12 protein-coding genes and 1 riboswitch are annotated in these 17,206 nt (G+C 65.6%); of the genes, 6 read left to right on the forward strand and 6 right to left on the reverse strand.

Features of this window, described 5'->3' with window-relative positions; all coding sequences use genetic code 11:
* The 3 genes from A5777_RS05965 to A5777_RS05975 all read right to left on the reverse strand — a co-directional run.
* A partial coding sequence (locus A5777_RS05965; protein WP_064861967.1) for an alpha-(1->3)-arabinofuranosyltransferase occupies positions 1-3,518 on the reverse strand: 3,518 nt, incomplete at its 3' end.
* Positions 3,519-3,684: 166 nt separating this feature from the next.
* On the reverse strand, positions 3,685-3,882 hold the full coding sequence (locus A5777_RS05970) for a DUF2613 domain-containing protein (RefSeq protein ID WP_005205438.1): 198 nt from the start codon (positions 3,880-3,882) through the stop codon (positions 3,685-3,687).
* A gap of 31 nt (positions 3,883-3,913) precedes the next feature.
* Positions 3,914-4,513, reverse strand: coding sequence for a universal stress protein (locus A5777_RS05975; RefSeq protein ID WP_064861968.1), 600 nt, complete (start codon positions 4,511-4,513; stop codon positions 3,914-3,916).
* A 14-nt stretch (positions 4,514-4,527) separates the two neighbouring features.
* On the opposite strand from A5777_RS05975, the gene A5777_RS05980 reads away from it, so the two are divergent.
* Entirely contained in the window at positions 4,528-5,733 is a 1,206-nt protein-coding gene (locus A5777_RS05980; protein WP_197502304.1) for a glycoside hydrolase family 3 N-terminal domain-containing protein, read from the forward strand.
* Between the two features lie 173 nt (positions 5,734-5,906).
* Positions 5,907-6,536 (forward strand): TetR/AcrR family transcriptional regulator, encoded by a 630-nt coding sequence (locus tag A5777_RS05985; protein WP_064861969.1) that lies wholly within the window; start codon positions 5,907-5,909, stop codon positions 6,534-6,536.
* Positions 6,537-6,662: 126 nt separating this feature from the next.
* Here A5777_RS05985 and A5777_RS05990 read toward each other — a convergent pair whose 3' ends face one another.
* Positions 6,663-7,565: a MaoC family dehydratase gene (locus tag A5777_RS05990; protein ID WP_064861970.1), complete on the reverse strand. Its 903-nt coding sequence runs from the start codon at positions 7,563-7,565 to the stop codon at positions 6,663-6,665.
* Complete coding sequence (locus A5777_RS05995) at positions 7,565-8,929, reverse strand: 3-oxoacyl-ACP reductase (protein WP_064861976.1); 1,365 nt, start codon at positions 8,927-8,929, stop codon at positions 7,565-7,567. The genes A5777_RS05990 and A5777_RS05995 overlap by 1 nt, the downstream gene beginning before the upstream one ends.
* 161 nt (positions 8,930-9,090) lie before the next feature.
* Here A5777_RS05995 and A5777_RS06000 point away from each other — a divergent pair, with 161 nt between their 5' ends.
* The 4 genes from A5777_RS06000 to A5777_RS06015 all read left to right on the forward strand — a co-directional run bounded on the left by A5777_RS06000 (position 9,091) and on the right by A5777_RS06015 (position 15,164).
* Positions 9,091-10,386: an acetyl-CoA C-acetyltransferase gene (locus A5777_RS06000; protein WP_064861971.1), complete on the forward strand. Its 1,296-nt coding sequence runs from the start codon at positions 9,091-9,093 to the stop codon at positions 10,384-10,386.
* Between the two features lie 244 nt (positions 10,387-10,630).
* On the forward strand, positions 10,631-12,334 hold the full coding sequence (locus A5777_RS06005) for a VanW family protein (RefSeq protein ID WP_082933560.1): 1,704 nt from the start codon (positions 10,631-10,633) through the stop codon (positions 12,332-12,334).
* A gap of 415 nt (positions 12,335-12,749) precedes the next feature.
* Entirely contained in the window at positions 12,750-13,526 is a 777-nt protein-coding gene (locus A5777_RS06010) for an SDR family NAD(P)-dependent oxidoreductase (RefSeq protein WP_064861972.1), read from the forward strand.
* Between the two features lie 131 nt (positions 13,527-13,657).
* A riboswitch (cobalamin riboswitch) is annotated at positions 13,658-13,802 on the forward strand.
* Positions 13,803-13,952: 150 nt separating this feature from the next.
* Positions 13,953-15,164 (forward strand): cobalamin-independent methionine synthase II family protein, encoded by a 1,212-nt coding sequence (locus A5777_RS06015; RefSeq protein WP_064861973.1) that lies wholly within the window; start codon positions 13,953-13,955, stop codon positions 15,162-15,164.
* A gap of 40 nt (positions 15,165-15,204) precedes the next feature.
* On the opposite strand, the gene A5777_RS06020 is transcribed toward A5777_RS06015, so the two are convergent.
* Complete coding sequence (locus A5777_RS06020; RefSeq protein WP_064861974.1) at positions 15,205-16,899, reverse strand: hypothetical protein; 1,695 nt, start codon at positions 16,897-16,899, stop codon at positions 15,205-15,207.
* Positions 16,900-17,206: the final 307 nt, after the last annotated feature.

Below are 17,206 nucleotides of genomic sequence, written 5' to 3' on the forward strand. Positions count from 1 at the left end.
GTCGTCTGGATCTGCATGCCGACCACCTGGCCCGACACCGTGATTCCCACACCGCCGTTACAGCCAACGGAGATCGGGCGTGCATCGTCGAGCGGAGGTGCTTGCGGGGCGGGTTCGACCTGCACCTCGGCAATCCCGGTCGGTGCGACACTGGTGAATCCCAGGCTGTTGACGTCGATGAGGTCTCGTCGTGCGAGCACTGTGAGCGAAATATGGTCAGTGAATGCGGGGTTCAGGTCGACGATGCCGTCGCTTCCGACGGTGTGTTCCTGCGGGCCGGTTCCGAGGTCGACCGACACGCGCGTCGGCGCCGCAGGGTAGTCGTGCGGCATCACGAGGCGCAGGCGGTCGACGCGTTGCGCCGTGGGCAGCGATATGTCGAGGCGGGGGCGTGACTTTCGGCCGGACTTGTCACCGTCCTTGTCGTCGTCGCGGGCGGTCCACACGGTTGTCGGATCGCCGTCGACCGCAGCCTGTGCCGAGCCTCTCGGATCCGACACCGACGACGGCCCGCGCGCTGTCACAGCTCCCGGACGCGCCAGCAGTGCGTTGAGTGCATCGCCTGGTTTCGGTCGGAGCACCATCACGGGTGCGACGCTGGTCGGTTTCGGCACCGACAGTGCGAGCGTCATGACCCCGGGCGTCTCGGGTGAGAGGCCCAGTCCGCCAGCGCATCTCACGACATCGGTGGCCCGATCGCGTGGGGTGTTGTCGAGTAGACAGCTCGACCGGCCCGAGAGTTCCTGGGAGAGAACCCAACTCGACACCTTTGTATCTGCCTGCAGCGTCGGTAGCACCATGCGGTGGCGGATGGTGAGCGGCATGCCCGACGAGAGATCGGTGAGCGCGACCTCACCGAGCGCGAACTGGTTTCCGGCAGAACCATTCTCGGTACTGATGGCACGAATCTGAATCCAGCGGGTCGGACCACTGGGTGCGGTCACCGTCACGGGCTTGTTCGGCTCGACGCCCTGCGCAACCGTCGTACCCGCCTCGGTGGTGACCAGAATCGACGACACGTCTTCGCCGAGCGCCTTCGCCGTGGTCAGACGGATGGCGAGATCGCTTCGCGGACGGGTGAAGTCGATGCGCATCCACTGCCCGACCGCAGACGACAGTCCGCTGCTCGCCCATGCCGTCGACGTGTCGCCGTCGAACGCGGCGGCAGGCGAACTCGCGGGCGACGTCTGGCCCGGCTGGGTGGCGTCCGACGCCGAGCCCGACGTCGAGACCGATACCTCGCCGGGCGCATTGTCGAGAAGCCACTGTCCCTCGACGAGGGGCTGATCGTCGACCGGGTAGTCGGGCGCGGCATTCTGGGTTCTGCGTGCATCGCCGGGTGCCCGGATGGCCGAGCTGTGGTCGTCGACGCGGCCGAAGTCGGTTTCGCGGTCGGCGGGGGTGTCGGTGACCACGAGCGGGGCAGTTCCGAGACCGGCGCGGGCGGCGTCGGACTCGAGAATCGAGGGGCCGAGCGGGGCCATGCCGAGCCGTGCACGCAGATCTTGCACCGCGGCAATTGATTCCGGGCCGCCCGAGATGCGGGTTGTCGACGCCGTGTCCGTCAGTATCGGGCCGGTACCCGGGAACGACGCGACGTCGGAGTTGCCGCCGTGGTCGACCGCGAAGATCTGGATGGCGGGCATGTCGGGGCGTAACCCGTTGTCCCGCACCACACCTCTCGCCGACGGTGGGCCGACGCGCGGCCCGAACGTCGCAACACGACGAAGACCGGGTGAGCCCGTGAGCGTCTGCTGGGCGAGCAGGGGGCGGGCCGACCGTGACGTCTCCGGGTCGAGATCGGCTCGTAGGACGACGAAGTCGATGCCCTGGCCCGCGAGAGTCGCGGCGAGGCCTGGTGAGGGACGTCCGGCAGCGATGTCGCGTTGCACGGAGTCCATGGCGCGTATGGCCCCCGGCGGGGTCAGCGGTATGGCGTCACGCACCGCCCACGGCGTCGTCGAGAGTGGTTGGAGCGGTTCGTCGCGGGTGAGTCCCCAGAGCTGATCGGCGAACGGGGCACCCGGGACGACGAGCGCACGACCGGGATGCGCTGAGTTGCCGGGATCATTGCCGTCGGGGTCATCCCCGTTGGCATGGTCGCGCAGCCAGTCGGCGGTCTGCTGCCAGTACCCGGGGATCGCGCGGTAGGTACCGTCCGGGGCCAGCTGCCCGGTCCACACCAGCGAACCCGCACCGATCAGGGCGACGACGAGAACCATGGTCGCGGCGACCGGGCGCGAGCGCTCGGGATGTGCGAACGCGGAGAACGTCTCTCGTGCCGACGCCGTACCGGGTAGTGGAACGCGCGCGAGTAAATGCGCGAATCCGAGGACCAACGGGATTCTGATGAACGGCTCGAACTTGTGGATGTTGCGGAGAAAGGCGCCGGGGCCGTCGAGGAAGACGCGGATCGGTTCTGCGATCGGTGAGCCCAGGCCACCGGCATAGCCCACGCACATCAGGACGAGGCCGACGACGAGAATGGCGACCCAGCGTCCGCGAAACGGTATGCGGCGCATGCACAGTCCGGCAAGTCCCGCTGCCGCGAGTGTCCCGGTGGCGAGCACAGCCGCGGGCTGTGTCGTCAGCACGGCTCCCGCGATGCGCTCGGGCGAGACGAACGGAGTCCACGAACTGGTGCCGCGCAGCACCTCGGTGAGCGACGTCCATTCCGTTGTGACACGCGAGGATTCGATGAAGTCGAGAAACGGGGGCGACACGCGCGACAGGATCAGTAGCGGCACCACCCACCACGTGCACGCGAGCACCAGCGCGCCCGCCCACGCGACGCCGAAGCGCAGCCCGCGGCGGGTGGTCTCGACTCGGGTGCTCGCTCCGCTCGCGCCCGGCTCGACCAGCGGGTGGGTTCTCCCGCTGAATGAGTTCCGCCCGCTGATTGAGCTTGTCGAAATCACCCACCACACCACGGCGACGCCCAGCGCGGCGAGGGTGGCCACGGCGTTCACCGCGCCCATCAGCGCCACCGCGACCGCCGACCGGCACGCGTCGCGCCACAGCGGATACGGCGACGGCTGATCGGCGTCGAGCGCCCGCACCACAGGGATCAACACCCACGGTGCGAGCATCATCGGCAGTGTCTCCGACGAGATCGAACCCAGCGTCGTCAACACCCGCGGGCTCAGGACGAAGACCAGTGCGGCGAGAAGTCGTGAACCCGGTGAGCCGGTCCGCAGCAGTTCGGCGAGACGCACGATTCCCATGAATCCGACGGTCAGCAGGATCGCCCACCACAGACGCTGGGTGATCCACGGCGGAATGTGCGCCAACTCGCCGACGGCGAAGAACGCGCCATGCGGGAAGAAGTAGCCGTACGCCTGATTCTGTACCTGCCCCATCGGGGCGGTCGGTGTCCACAGGTGAGCAGCCCTGGCCAAGAAGCCGACCGGGTCGGCGGTGAGGTCGAGTTTGGTGTCGGCGGAGATCCGGCCCGGCGACTGCAGCAGGCTGACGACCAGCGCCACGAGGAAGACGACGCCGACGCCGCGTCGACTCATCGCGTGGCCGCCAGTGTGCCCCTGATCGTCAGTGTGCCTCTGATCGTCAGTGTGCATCCGACCGCCAGTGCGCATCCGACCGGTTGAATGCATCTGACCAAGTGAGCGGTCGCGGAGCCTCAGATGCTGCGTGATTCGATGCGAGAGTGTCCGATGCGAGGTGCGCTCACTTGTCGTCGGCGTTCTGGCGTGAGCCGTAGTCGACGGACCCCTGCACGAACCCGCTGTTGGGGTTGATGTTGTTGACGTCTGTCGACGGGCTGTTCTCCGACGCGATCGCTCCGCCGAGGAATACCGCACCCAGGCCGACGATGATGCCGGCGATACCAGCCACGGCTCCGGCGATCAGTCGGTTGTTGCGCATGCGGACGAAACTACCATTTCGCCGGTCAACCTCAGATGGTGATCTCTGGGCGTGGCTCGGACTCGCACTTGGCGGGGACGATGAAAACCGGACGGTGACAGTGCTTGAGTACGCGTTCTGCGACGGACGAGCGAAGGAGCGCTTTGAAGCCGGTGGCGCCGCGGGTACCGGTCACCAGCAGATCGGCGTCCAACGAGTCGGCGGCCGCGATGAGTGCCGCCCACACCGTCGAATCGGCTTCGACCAGGGTTCCCGTGGCCTCCAAACCCCACTCGGTCGCGAGTGCGACGCCGCGCGCGTTGGTCTCGGTCGCCTCTCGCTCGAGCGCCTCGTCGACTTCGATTTCTGCCCTTGTGTCCAGATACGGCTGCATTCCTGCCGCCAACGACGAGACCCGGGGAGCGCTCATCGCACCGGGCTCCCACGCGGTGACGACGTGCGCCACGCGGGCCTGGAGGAAGCGTGCTGCGTATCGGATGGCGCGATCGGCGTTCGGAGAGCCGTCGTATGCGATCAGAAGAGTCTGGCCGGAACGGGAAGGTTGGATCTTTTCGCGCTGGTCAGCGCCACCGGGGCCAAGTGGGCCGGTGGGGGAGGGTGACGACCCCGCAGCCATGGGGGAATCGTACATGCCAGACTCGGTACATGGGCCTTGATCGACGACGTTTCACAGGTGTCCGGACGGCTGGTGTCGTGCTCGCGGTCGCCGCAACGCTGACGGCATGCCAGACCAGTTCGTCCGGTGGCGGATCGTCGACGACGTCGGCGTACGCGTCGACTCCCGCATCGCAGAGCGTGCCCGCGTCGTCCGCGTCGTCGCCTGCAATGGCACCCAATGCGTGTGGTGCTTCGGAGCTGTCGAAAATGACGTTGCGGCAGAAACTCGCTCAGCTCATCGCCGTCGGCGTCACGGGAACCGCCGACGCCACGCAGGTGGTGCAACGCGAGCACATCGGCGGCATCTTCGTCGGGAGTTGGACCGACAAGTCGATCCTGACCAGCGGCGCCGCCGCCCGACTGTCACGCTCGCAGCCATTCCCGCTGATGGTGACCGTCGACCAGGAGGGTGGCCGCGTGTCGCGGTTGTCGTCGCTGGGTATCGACAGTCCGTCGGCGCGCGAGCTGGCCCAGACCAAGACTCCCGCCCAGGTGCGCACCTTCGCGGCGTCGATCGGCGGTCAGCTCAAGCGGCTCGGAATCACCGTCGACTTCGCGCCCGACGCCGATGTGAGCGACGAGAGCGCCGACGAGGTGATCGGTGATCGTTCGTTCAGCAACGATCCGCAGGTCGTCACGCAGTATGCGGGCGCGTTTGCCGCCGGGCTCGAGGACGCGGGCATCATGCCCGTCTACAAACACTTCCCCGGCCACGGGCACGGCTCGGGCGACTCGCACACCGGGGTCGTGCGCACACCGCCGCTGTCGTCGCTCATCACCAGCGACCTCGTGCCGTACAAGACGCTGCTGCGCAACCCCGGAAACGCGGGTGTGATGGTCGGACACCTGATCGTGCCGGGACTGACCGGTCCGGAGACGCCGTCGAGCATCAGTCCCCGTGCGATGACCATGCTGCGCACGGGCAAGCCCTACGGCGGTCCTGCGTTCAACGGAGTCGTGTTCTCCGACGACCTGTCGGGCATGGCCGCGATCAGCGAGCGCTACCCCATCGAGCAGGCCGCGCTGATGTCGATCAAGGCCGGTGGCGACATCGCGCTGTGGATCACCACCGACCGCGTCTCGTCGGTGCTCGACTCGATGCAGAGCGCCGTGACCGCCGGTACGCTCACGCAGGCTCGCGTCGACCGATCCGTCGTGCGGATTCTGCGGGCCAAGGGCGTGCTGCACTGCTGAGGTGGTGAGGGCCGCTGACGTGGGTAGGGCTGCTGAGTGTTGCGCATTCGCAATCAGGAATGAGGCAGAGCACATCTCGTAGGCGGTGCCGGTTGTGCCGCCGGGAAACTTACTCACTGGTAAAGTTGTTGGGTAACCCACATGTAGGCAGCGCCGCACGGAGGAGATGAGCGATGGCAGGCGGAACCAAGCGTCTCCCGCGCGCGGTTCGCGAGCAACAGATGCTCGACGCCGCGGTGAAGGTGTTCTCAGAGAACGGGTTCCGCGAGACGTCGATGGACTCGATCGCGGCAGAGGCTCAAATCAGCAAGCCGATGCTCTACCTGTACTACGGCTCCAAGGACGAACTCTTCAGTGCCTGCATCGCGCGTGAGTCCGGACGATTCATCGACGCGATGGCGATCGGCTTCGATCCCACTCTGCGACAGCGCGATCAGGCCCGAACCGTGGTCCGCGAGTTCTTGGGATACGTCGACCAGCACCGGCAGTCGTGGAAGGTGCTCTATCGCGTGGCGATCGGCACGGCCAACTTCGCGCAGATCGTCCGCGACAGCCGCGACCGCGTCACCGACATGGTCGCCGAACTGATTCGACGCGGCACCACGGTCGAGGGCGCGAGTGACGTCGACTTCGAACTGACCGCTGTTGCACTCGTCGGTGCGGGAGAGGCTGTCGCAGACCGCATTTCGGAGGGCGATGTCGATATCGACACTGCCACAGACCTTTTGGTCGGTATCACCTGGCGCGGACTGAAGGGCGTCGGCCGGGGCGGTGGCGTCGGCGACGAGGGTGCCACGGCGTAGCGACCGCACGTCTCACGTCGGTCGAATCTCTCAACCAGTCCTCGACCCGCGTCGCAACACAAAACTGCCGCCTCCCCGATACCCCGGAGAAGCGGCAGTTCTGGTGCTGTTACCCGCCCGCGATGGTCACGCCCCTCGCGTGGTGGCGGTCAGGTACGGATAACCCTTGCGCCGGTTGAGGATCGCGATGTCGAAGTTGCCGGACGATTTCCCGCCGACCCCGTCGATGCGTCGGACATAGAGGTTGACCTTCGCCGGAAGCAGGATCGGCTTACCCCACTTCACGGCGTAGGTGACGTGGTCGGGCAGCTGCGGCTCGACGTTGGCGATTGCTGCTGCGGCACTCCACATTCCGTGCGCGATGGCCTTGGGGAATCCGAACGCCTTGGCGCTCAGATCGCTCATGTGGATCGGATTGCGGTCGCCCGATGCCGCGGCGTACTCGCGGATGCGGCCGAGATCAACCGACAGGATCGCGTTCGGCGGCGGCGGAGCCTGTTCACGCGGCGCGGGGCCGCGTGGTTCGTCGGACAGGCTGGTGCGCTGCTGCGAGAGGAACGTCGCCACCTGGCGCGTCACCGGCTCGGTGCCGACGCTGAACTCCGACACCATGTCGACGAGAATGCCCTTGCGGTGTTCGCGCAGATTCTCGGCATGCGTCTCGATGGTCAGCGGCTCGTCGACGCCGATCGGACGGAACCGTTCGATGGTGTTTTCCAGATGCACCGAACCGACTGCGCCGAAAGGGAAGTCGCCGTCGGTCATGATCTTCATCGCGAGCGGGAACTGCAGCACGAACGGGTACGTGATCGGTAGCACCGGACCGTACTGCTGTCCGGTCGCGAGCGTATACGCGTGCAGGCGGTCGGGGTCGACACGCACGTTCTCGAGGCGATATCGCCTGTCCGGTAGCGGAGTGTCGGGACGCACCGACCCCGACTTGCCGATCACCGGCAGCATGGCGGTGACGGCCTTCGAATACACGTCGAGCGTGCTCGGAGGGCCGTCGAGTGTGATCGTCTTGCTCATCAGGCCCCCAGGAATCCCTGGCCGCAGACGCGAACCACGTTGCCGGTGATGGCGTTGCTCGCCGGGTTGGCGAAGTAGGCGACGGTCTCCGCGACGTCGACGGTCTGGCCGCCCTGCTGCAGCGAGCTCATCAGGCGGCCGGCCTCACGGGTGGCGAGCGGAATCGCCGCGGTCATCTTGGTCTCGATGAAGCCTGGCGCCACCGCGTTGATGGTGATGCCCTTCTTCTTGAGGAGCGGCGAATAGGCGTCGACGAGGCCGATGACGCCTGCCTTCGACGCGCCGTAGTTGGTCTGGCCGCGATTGCCCGCGATGCCCGCGATGGAGCTGACGTCCACGACGGCGCCGCCGGAACGCAGCGCGTCTTTCTCCACGAGCGCGTTCACAAGTGACTGCGGCGCAACGAGATTGACCGAGATCACCGAGTTCCAGCGGCCCTCGTCCATGTTGGCGAGCAGCTTGTCGCGCGTGATTCCGGCGTTGTTGACGATGATGTCGATGCCGCCGTGACGCTCGAGTGCGTGCTCGGCGAGCTTGCTGCCGGCGTCGGGTGCGCTCACGTCGAGCGGGAATGCGGTGCCGTTGACCTTGTTCGCGGTCTCGGCGAGTGCTTCACCGGCGGCGGGGATGTCGGCGCAGATCACGTGGGCGCCGTCACGTGCCAGCACCTCGGCGATGGTCGCGCCGATACCGCGCGCGGCACCGGTGACAACCGCGACCTTGCCGTCGAGCGGCTTGTCCCAGTTGGCGGGAGCGACCGAATCGTCGGCGTCGACGCGGATCACCTGGGCATCGACGAACGCCGACTTGGCCGAGAGCACGAAGCGCAGCGTCGACTCGAGTCCCGTGACACCGGTCTTGGCGTCGGGGGAGACGTAGACGAGCTGAACGGTCGACCCCTTCAGCAACTCCTTGCCGAGCGACCGCGTGAAGCCCTCGAGCGCGCGCTGGGCGACGTGCTCGTCGGGGTCGTCGATGAGCTCGGGAGTGGTGCCGAGCACGACGAATCGCGCGCAGGCCGCCGTCGAGCGCATGACAGGCTGGAAGAACTCGTACAGCGCGCTGAGGTCGGCTGCCTTCTTGATGCCCGTCGCATCGAAGACCAGGCCGCCGTACTTGTCGGCGCTGCGACCCGTGGTCGCGTTGTGGATCAGGGTGTAGTCAGGAGTGGAGAGGATCTCGCGGACCGGCTCGACGAGTCGGCCGTCGCCGCCGAGCAGCACCGGACCCGGAAGCGGCGGCTCCGACGGCTTGTACCGACGCAGTTTCGGGGGCACCGGGAGTCCTGCCTGCTTGGCAATGAACGATCCGGGGCCGGAATGGACAAAACTCGAATACAGACCGGCGGTTCCGTTGGAAGCCACGTGAATCTCCTCTGATCGTGATGTGCGGCTCATGTGCAGGTGAATCGATGAGTCAGTTGTCGGGTAGTCGACGGACCCGGGGTCCGCAGCAGTTCGACAACTAACTTACTCTGGAGTAAGAATACGCTATAAGTGTCAACCCTCATCCCTGGGAGATCCAAGTGGCTTACACACCCAAGACTCGCGACGAGCGTCCGGTCGCGATCCTCGGCGGCAACCGCATTCCGTTCGCACGCCAGGACAAGGCATACGCCAAGGTCGGCAACCAAGACATGTTCACCGCGGCCCTCGACGGCCTGGTCAGCCGCTTCAACCTCCAAGGCGAGCGCCTCGGCATGGTCGCGGGCGGTGCGGTCCTCAAGCACTCGCGTGATTTCAATCTCATCCGCGAATGCGTGCTCGGATCGCCGCTCTCGCCGTACACCCCGGCCTTCGACATCCAGCAGGCGTGCGGCACCGGCCTGCAGGCGATCACGGCTGTCGCGGACGGCATCGCGCGCGGTCGCTACGACGTCGCGGTCGGTGGCGGCGTCGACACCACGTCCGACGCCCCGATCGGTGTCTCTGAGGACCTGCGACTGTCGCTGCTGGAGGTCAACCGTGCGCGGTCGCCCAAGGACCAGGTGCTCGGGATTCTGAAGGCGCTGCCCAATCTCGGTATCGAGATCCCCAAGAACGGCGAGCCGCGCACCGGCATGTCGATGGGCGAGCATGCGGCCATCACCGCCAAGGAATTCGGCATCAAACGCGCCGACCAGGATGCACTGGCCGCGGCGAGCCACCAGAAGATGGCAGCCGCCTACGACGCGGGCTTCTTCGACGACCTGATCACCCCGTACCAGGGCCTGATCCGCGACCAGAACCTGCGCGGCGACTCGACCGTCGAGAAGCTCGCCAAGCTCAAGCCGGTCTTCGGTGTCTCGCTGGGTGACGCCACGATGACCGCAGGCAATTCGACGCCGCTCACCGACGGTGCGTCGACCGTGCTGCTCTCGTCCGACGAGTGGGCACAGGAGAAGGGCCTGCCGGTGCTGGCCTACTTCGTCGACTCCGAGACCGCGGCCGTCGACTACGTCAACGGACCCGACGGACTGCTCATGGCTCCCACCTACGCGATCCCGCGTCTGCTCAAGCGCAACGGCCTGACGCTGCAGGACTTCGACTTCTACGAGATCCACGAGGCGTTCGCGTCGGTCGTCCTCGCGACGCTGCAGGCGTTCGAGAGCGAGGAGTACTGCAAGGAGCGACTCGGACTCGACTCCGCGCTCGGCTCGATCGACCGCAGCAAGCTCAACGTCAACGGCTCCTCGTTGGCGGCGGGCCATCCGTTCGCGGCGACCGGTGGTCGGATCGTGGCCCAAGCTGCCAAGCAGATCAAGGCCAACGGTGGCGGACGCGCGCTCATCTCGATCTGTGCCGCGGGGGGCCAGGGCGTCACCGCGATCATCGAGGGCTGAGGCTTCCTACCGAGCCTCCCTAGAGAACCATCCTTCCTGTCAGTTCGGTCAAAGGTTTTCCAACGGGCTGTAACGAATCGGGAAGCAGGGTAGATATACGTGTTAGCTCCGGTTGAGCTGTCAGACCCCCGACCCGACAGCTCAACCGGAGCGCCTGCTTTTCCCAGGTCAGAAGCGCCCACTCCCGGAGCTCGACCTGACGGAGCGAGCGGAGCCCACCTCGCCCGCGTCTGAAATGTCCTGTATGACTGACAAAGTGTTCACCGCCTCCGCACGTCGTCGACGTGTCGGTGCGCGACTGATCACCGGTGTGGTGCTTCTCACATCTTTGGTTCTGGCCGTCGATCTGGTCGTCACGAGTTCGCATTCGGCCCGCGGCGCGACCACGGCGGGCCTCGACGTCGGAAACCTCTCACGCACTCAGTTGACCCCGGCGCTCACGCAGCTGCAGAAGCGAGCCGTGCAGCCCGTCACGATCAGGACCCCGTCGGGAACCGCGGCGGTGGCGCCGCACGAACTCGGGCTGTCTTTCGACGCCGACGCGACCACCGAGCGTCTGATGCGGCAACCGCGGAGTCTTTTCGACCGCATTGCGTCGCTGTTCGGACGTAGCCAGGACGTCGAGCCGGTCGTCCACGTCGATCGCTCACGCTTGAACTCGACGCTCGATGCGCGCAAGGCCGACTTGGAGAAGGCCGCCGTCGAGGGCGGTGTTCGGTATCGCGGTGCCACTCCGGTCGCCGAGATGCCGAGCAAGGGTCTGCGCGTCGTACGTGAGCGTGCTGCCGATGAGCTCGCCGATCATTGGCTTGACGACGCCGGCCCGATCGACCTCCCCATGGAGCCGTTCTCGCCGACGGTATCGGCGGAGACGGTGCGTCGAACTGTCGACGGTCCGGCCACCCGCGCGACGTCGGCGTCGCTGGCGATCACCGGAACCGACGGCGCGCGCACCCGGTTGAGCCCCGACGACCTCGGCTCGGTGCTGCGCTTCGAGGCTGACGGTCGCGGCGGGCTCGTCGTACGCGCCGACGAGAAGGCGGTGTCGAAGCGTGTAGGCGCAGATCTCGCCCGTACCGAGCGGGCCCCGGTCAGCGCGACGTTCCGTCTGAGCGGCGGCAGCCCACAGGTGGTGCCCGCCCGCGACGGCGCACGCATCGACTGGCGAAAGACAACACAGACCATCGTCGACGCCGCGCTCGCCGACGATCGCCCCGACACCGTGAGCGCCACCTACCAGGTACGCAAACCGAAGGTGACGACCGACAAGGCCAAGAGCCTCGGTGTGAAGGAAGTGGTCTCGGAGTTCACCACGGGCGACTTCTCGTCGGCGTCGGGCGAGAACATCCGGCTGGTGGCCGAGCAGGTCGACGGCGCCGTGGTGCTCCCGGGCGAGACGTTCTCGTTGAACTCCTACACCGGTCCACGCGGTGAGGCGCAGGGTTACGTCACGTCGACGATCATCGATCACGGCAGGCCGTCGAAGGCGGTCGGCGGTGGGATCTCGCAGTTCGCGACCACGCTGTTCAACGCGTCGTACTTCGCGGGCCTCGAGGATGTCGACCACACCGAGCACAGCTACTACATCTCGCGGTACCCGGAGGCGCGTGAGGCGACGGTCTTCGAGGGCGCGATCGATCTCGTCTTCCGGAACAACACCCGCCACGGAATCCTGATCGAGACCGGATGGACGCCCTCGAGTGTGATCGTGCGCATGTGGAGCACCAAGACGGTCGACGTCGAGTCGATCACCGGCGACCGCTACGCCTACACCTCACCCTCGGTCGTCGAGTTGCCTCGCGGCGACGAATGCTTGGCCGACAACGGGATTCGCGGCTTCACGACGTCGAACACTCGGGTCATCTCCGACGCCGCCACCGGCGCCGAGATCAGCAGGCACACACGCACCGTGAAGTACGACCCCGAGCCGATCGTCCGCTGCGTCTGACCATCGACTGTGCGCTCGGGATTGCCGACTGTGCGCTCGGGATTGCCGACTGTGCTCTCGAGAGCGTCGACTGGGTATCTCGCGTCGGGTATTTCACGCCAGGGAAACGGCGACTACGAGCGCGACGAGTGCTGTCGTCTGCAGTGAGCTGTGGTCTTCCCTGCACGGCATGTGCACGCTCGCTCGTCGGCACCGACTCGATCCCGCACTGGTCTCGCGGCGGCGCGACCTTCTCGTCGCCATGTTCACCGATCGGGCATCGTGAACCGATCAGGCTCCGTGAACCGATTGGGCTCCGTGAACAGATCGGGCTCCCTGAACCGATCGGGCTCTGTGAACCTCTGACGATTCGTGCTCCCGAGCGATCGCTCGGCCCCGCTGTTATCCGCGACACAGTTCGTCGTAGGCTGGCCACGTGGATATCAACGGAGCAAGTGCAATCGTGACGGGTGGGGCGTCGGGTATCGGCGCCGCAGTGGTTCGCCAGTTGGCCGCCAAGGGCGCGAAGGTCGTCGTCGCCGACCTCAACGCCGACAAGGGCGGACTGCTGGCCAAGGAAGTGGGCGGCGAGTTCGTCTCGGTGGACGTCACCGACACCGCCGAGATCGAGACCGCTGTCAATCAGGCGAGCGAGCTCGGCCCGCTCCGTGTGCTGGTCAACTCGGCGGGCATCGGCTGGGCGCAGCGCACCGTTGGCAAGGACGGCGAGTTCGCCTCGGCCCACAACCTCGACGCGTACAAGAAGGTCATCGCGATCAACCTGATCGGCACCTTCGACGCGATTCGTCTCGCGGCCACCGCGATGAGCCGCCTCGAGCCCACCGAGACCGGAGAGCGCGGCGCGATCGTGTCGATGGCCAGCGTCGCAGCATTCGACGGACAGATCGGTCAGGCCGCGTACTCGTCGTCGAAGGGTGGCGTCGTGGGCATGACGCTCCCGGTCGCGCGCGACCTGTCGGCCGTCGGCATCCGCGTCAACACCGTGGCACCCGGCCTGATCGACACCCCGATCTACGGCTCGGGCCCCGACTCCGACGCATTCAAGGCCAACCTCGGCAAGAACGTCCTGTTCCCGAAGCGTCTCGGTGAGCCCGACGAACTCGCCTCGATGGTCATCGAGTTGGTCAGCAACTCCTACATGAACGCCGAGGTCGTCCGCGTCGACGGCGGAATCCGGATGCCACCGAAGTAGTCGGCGCACAGGTGTAGGTCGTGTGCTCGTGTGTGGATGGCGGGGTGCCGCAACACCCCACCATCCACACAGATCCTGCCTTCGGGGGTCGGATAACCTCGAAGGTGCAGTCGGTTCGTCCGTCCGGCCGTGTGGAGCCCCGACGCGTGGGCGGATGACGAGACACCACAATGTGTCGAGGGGAACCCGGTGCGAATCCGGGACTGTCCCGCAACGGTGAGTCGACGCCCCGCCGCGTCGACGAGTCCGATCACTTGCCGCTGTGCCGGATACGCCGTATCCGGCGGTTTGTCTGCCTCGAGGATGAGCGCGCGGCACTCCGACTACCCGGCTGGGTGGGGCTCTTGCACATGAGGGTTCGTGGGCGTGCACGCGTGATCGTAGGGCGGACGCCATCCGAACCGATCGAAAGTGTGCAGTATCCCGATGACCGGTATAGCCACGTCCCAGGCGGGAAGCCTTCCCCGCACGAAGCGACTCGTCGATGCCAACAAGGCACGTCAGGAGTCAGCCGACGGACTCCAACTCCACACGAGCGCAGACTTCGAGTCGCTGCTCGCCGACGAGGTCGCCGCGCTGGTGAAGCGCCAGGTCGACCTGGGGATCACAATTCCCGGCGACGGCGAATACGGAAAGTCGATGTCCAGCAACGTCGATTACGGTGCCTGGTGGTCGTATTCGTTCAACCGGCTCGGTGGCCTCGAACTAACCGACGGCGGCCCCTTTGCTGACGAACCGAAACGTTCGACGCCGGGCCACGTGAGGCTCACCACCTTTCCGGATCGTCGTGACTGGACGATCTTCGCCGACGCCTATCACGATCCGGAAAGCGGCATCGCGGTGGGAGAGCGCGGAGCACTGTTCCCGACTGCTACCGGTCCGGTCACCTACACAGGTCACGACGCGATCGCCGCCGATATCGCGAATTTCACAGCGGCGCTTGCCGAATCGGATCAGAAGACAGGATTCATCACATCGCTTTCGCCTGGCTCGGCATCGCGGATCGGCAACGACTACTACTCGACCGAAGAAGAGTTCATCTGGGCCTGTGCCGACGCCATGCGTGAGGAATACAAGGCGATCATCGACGCGGGCCTCATCCTGCAGATCGACGATCCGTCGATCGCGGAGAACTGGGATCAGATCAACCCGGAACCGACGATCGAGGACTATCTCGCATTCACCCGCATCCGCGTCGAAGCGCTCAATCATGCGCTGCGGGGTTTTCCGGCCGAGCAGGTGCGTTTCCACCTGTGCTGGGGTAGCTGGCACGGGCCGCACACCACCGACCTCGAATTCCGTCACCTCGTCGATCTGATGCTCGAGATCAACGCGGGCACATACTCATTCGAGGGCGCCAACGCGAGACACGAGCACGAGTGGAAGGTCTGGCAGGACGTCACGCTTCCCGACGGGAAGAAGATCGCTCCCGGTGTCGTCAGTCACGCAACCAACGTGGTCGAGCATCCCGAGCTCGTCGCCGACCGGATCGAACGCTTCGCAACCCTGGTCGGGCCGGAGAACGTCGTCGCGTCGACCGACTGCGGACTCGGCGGTCGTATCCATCCGCAGATCGCGTGGGCCAAGCTCGAAAGCCTCACGCGTGGCGCAGAGTTGGCGTCTGCTCGGCTGACCTGAGCTGCCGGGCGGGGCCCTGACCGCTCTGTGTCGCGCTCGCTCATCGGAATCTGGGCATTTCCACCATTTTTCGGTCCAGGGTGAACACCGTCATCCGTGAGGTGTTCGCGGTGGCGATGATGTTCTCCATGCGTTGATTGGGAATGAGTGAACGAACCGCCGCGCGCAACCGCGGATTCGCGTCGACGCGTTGGCGGTCCTTGCTGTCGAGCACCAGCATCCCTTGGTAGAGGCGCTGATACGAGGTCAGTCCCTCGGGTGTCCAACCAGGCCGGGGCGTCGGTGCGAGGTAGCCGATGATGCTGGCGCACGTGCCGTCGACGCAGAGTTCGTAGTTCGCGGTGTCGGTCGCGTAGTCGAAATTGCGCGTCGTCAGCGTCCATCCCGACTTGTCGGCGTATCGGTAGTTCACGTCGGCGCCGGGAACCAGCGTGAGCGAGCTGGTGTCTCCCGCCTGGTTGTCGAGTAGTGGACGCGCGAGTGAGTAGCCGCTGACCGGCGCGAACGACCACGACGTGTTCGGGTCGATCGGCTTGTACCAGTATCCGTTCTGCCCGTTGCGTCGTCCTTCGACACGGAGTTCGCGCTTGTCTGACGAGAAGCCGGTTTGCCGGATGGTGATGGCCGACGTGATCTCGCCGGGCACCTTCGGCTGCCGGACCCAGGCGGGAGGAGGCAATTGGAACTTGGCGTAGGCCTGCGGAAAGACGCTGCGCAGGAACGGATACTGTGCGAAGAAGCCCTCGAAGTTGTTCGGGGCGCCCTGTAGATTCCTTTGGTTCTCCGGGGTGTAGGAGAAGAAGAGGGTGTCGGCTCCGGAGATGTCGAAATCCCACAGGCGTGTATACATGTCGCCGTAGTCGTTGATGACGAAGGTTGTCGAACCCGACGACGACAGGTTGCGCGATACGAACCGTCCATCGAGCGGGCCGAGCATTTCGTAGCTGTAGTCGTCGGAGAAGCGTTTGTCGCTGGGTTTGAGCGGGTCTGCGCCGGGCAACCATGGATCGAGGATGTGGATCCGGTTACCGTTCTTGGACAGTGTGTAGACAGTTGTGACACCTGCGCCGCCGACAGGCTGTTTGTGGCCCGCGGTGTCTGTCCACGTCGCCTCTTGGCGGAAAGGGATCACCGACGTGTAGATCGGATCGAGCCACGAGAAGCTCCATGCACGTTGGTCGGGTCGAACCTTGTTGCCAGCGGGGTTGAGCCAGATCGGCGAACCGAATCGTGTGGTCCACCACCATAGTTCAGGTGTCTCGTCGGCAGATTCCAAGGTGGCGATTCGGCCGCCGTACACCAGAACGACGAGACGACTCCCGTCGACGGACAAGCCGGTCATCTGCCCCTGTAAACACTGAGGAACTGGCGCGATCCGCCAATCCCCCTGTGTCTTGGCAGATTTCGCGTAGAGGTTACCGCCGAAAAGCGCGTACTGCCAGATCGAGTTGAATCCCGCCTTGTCGGTCCGGAGATGGATTCTCGGTGGAAGAGCGCGCTGTACACGGTCGTCGGCACGCGGCATTGTCAGTAGCCCGATTCCGGGATTCGGCGCGTGGAGGGGAACCGGCCACGCACCCGCACGTCCGGGGAAGGTCAACCAGGCGCAGCTGACCGGTTTCGGTAGGACGCCGATGGGGAGCCGTTCGTCGGCATGCGCACTCGGGGGCAGTCCCATGGCGAGGGCCGCCGCAATGATCAGTCCAAGCGATACACGGTAGAAGCTCTTCGACATTGCGGTGGTCTCCGAGTCGCGGAATGAGTGGGATCGTGCACTGTCGATGTCACTCTATTCATTTCCACCGTTGTTGTTGCGGTTACGGGAATCCGCTGACAAGTGGACATAATCGAAGAATGTGGGTGCTGCAGCGCCCACGTCCAGCGATCTGACACACATTCAGACCGGGAGTTGACAGTCCATCAGCGAGACGACTCGGTACACAACAGCGGGCCCCGCAACCGAATGGCGGGTTCACATGATCGTCGCAACACTCTCAGGTGAGAGGTTGCGGCGATCATGTCGTTTCAGGAGGACTGTGTTC

The sequence above is a fragment of the Gordonia sp. 852002-10350_SCH5691597 genome, assembly GCF_001665715.1.
Lineage (GTDB): Bacteria > Actinomycetota > Actinomycetes > Mycobacteriales > Mycobacteriaceae > Gordonia > Gordonia sputi.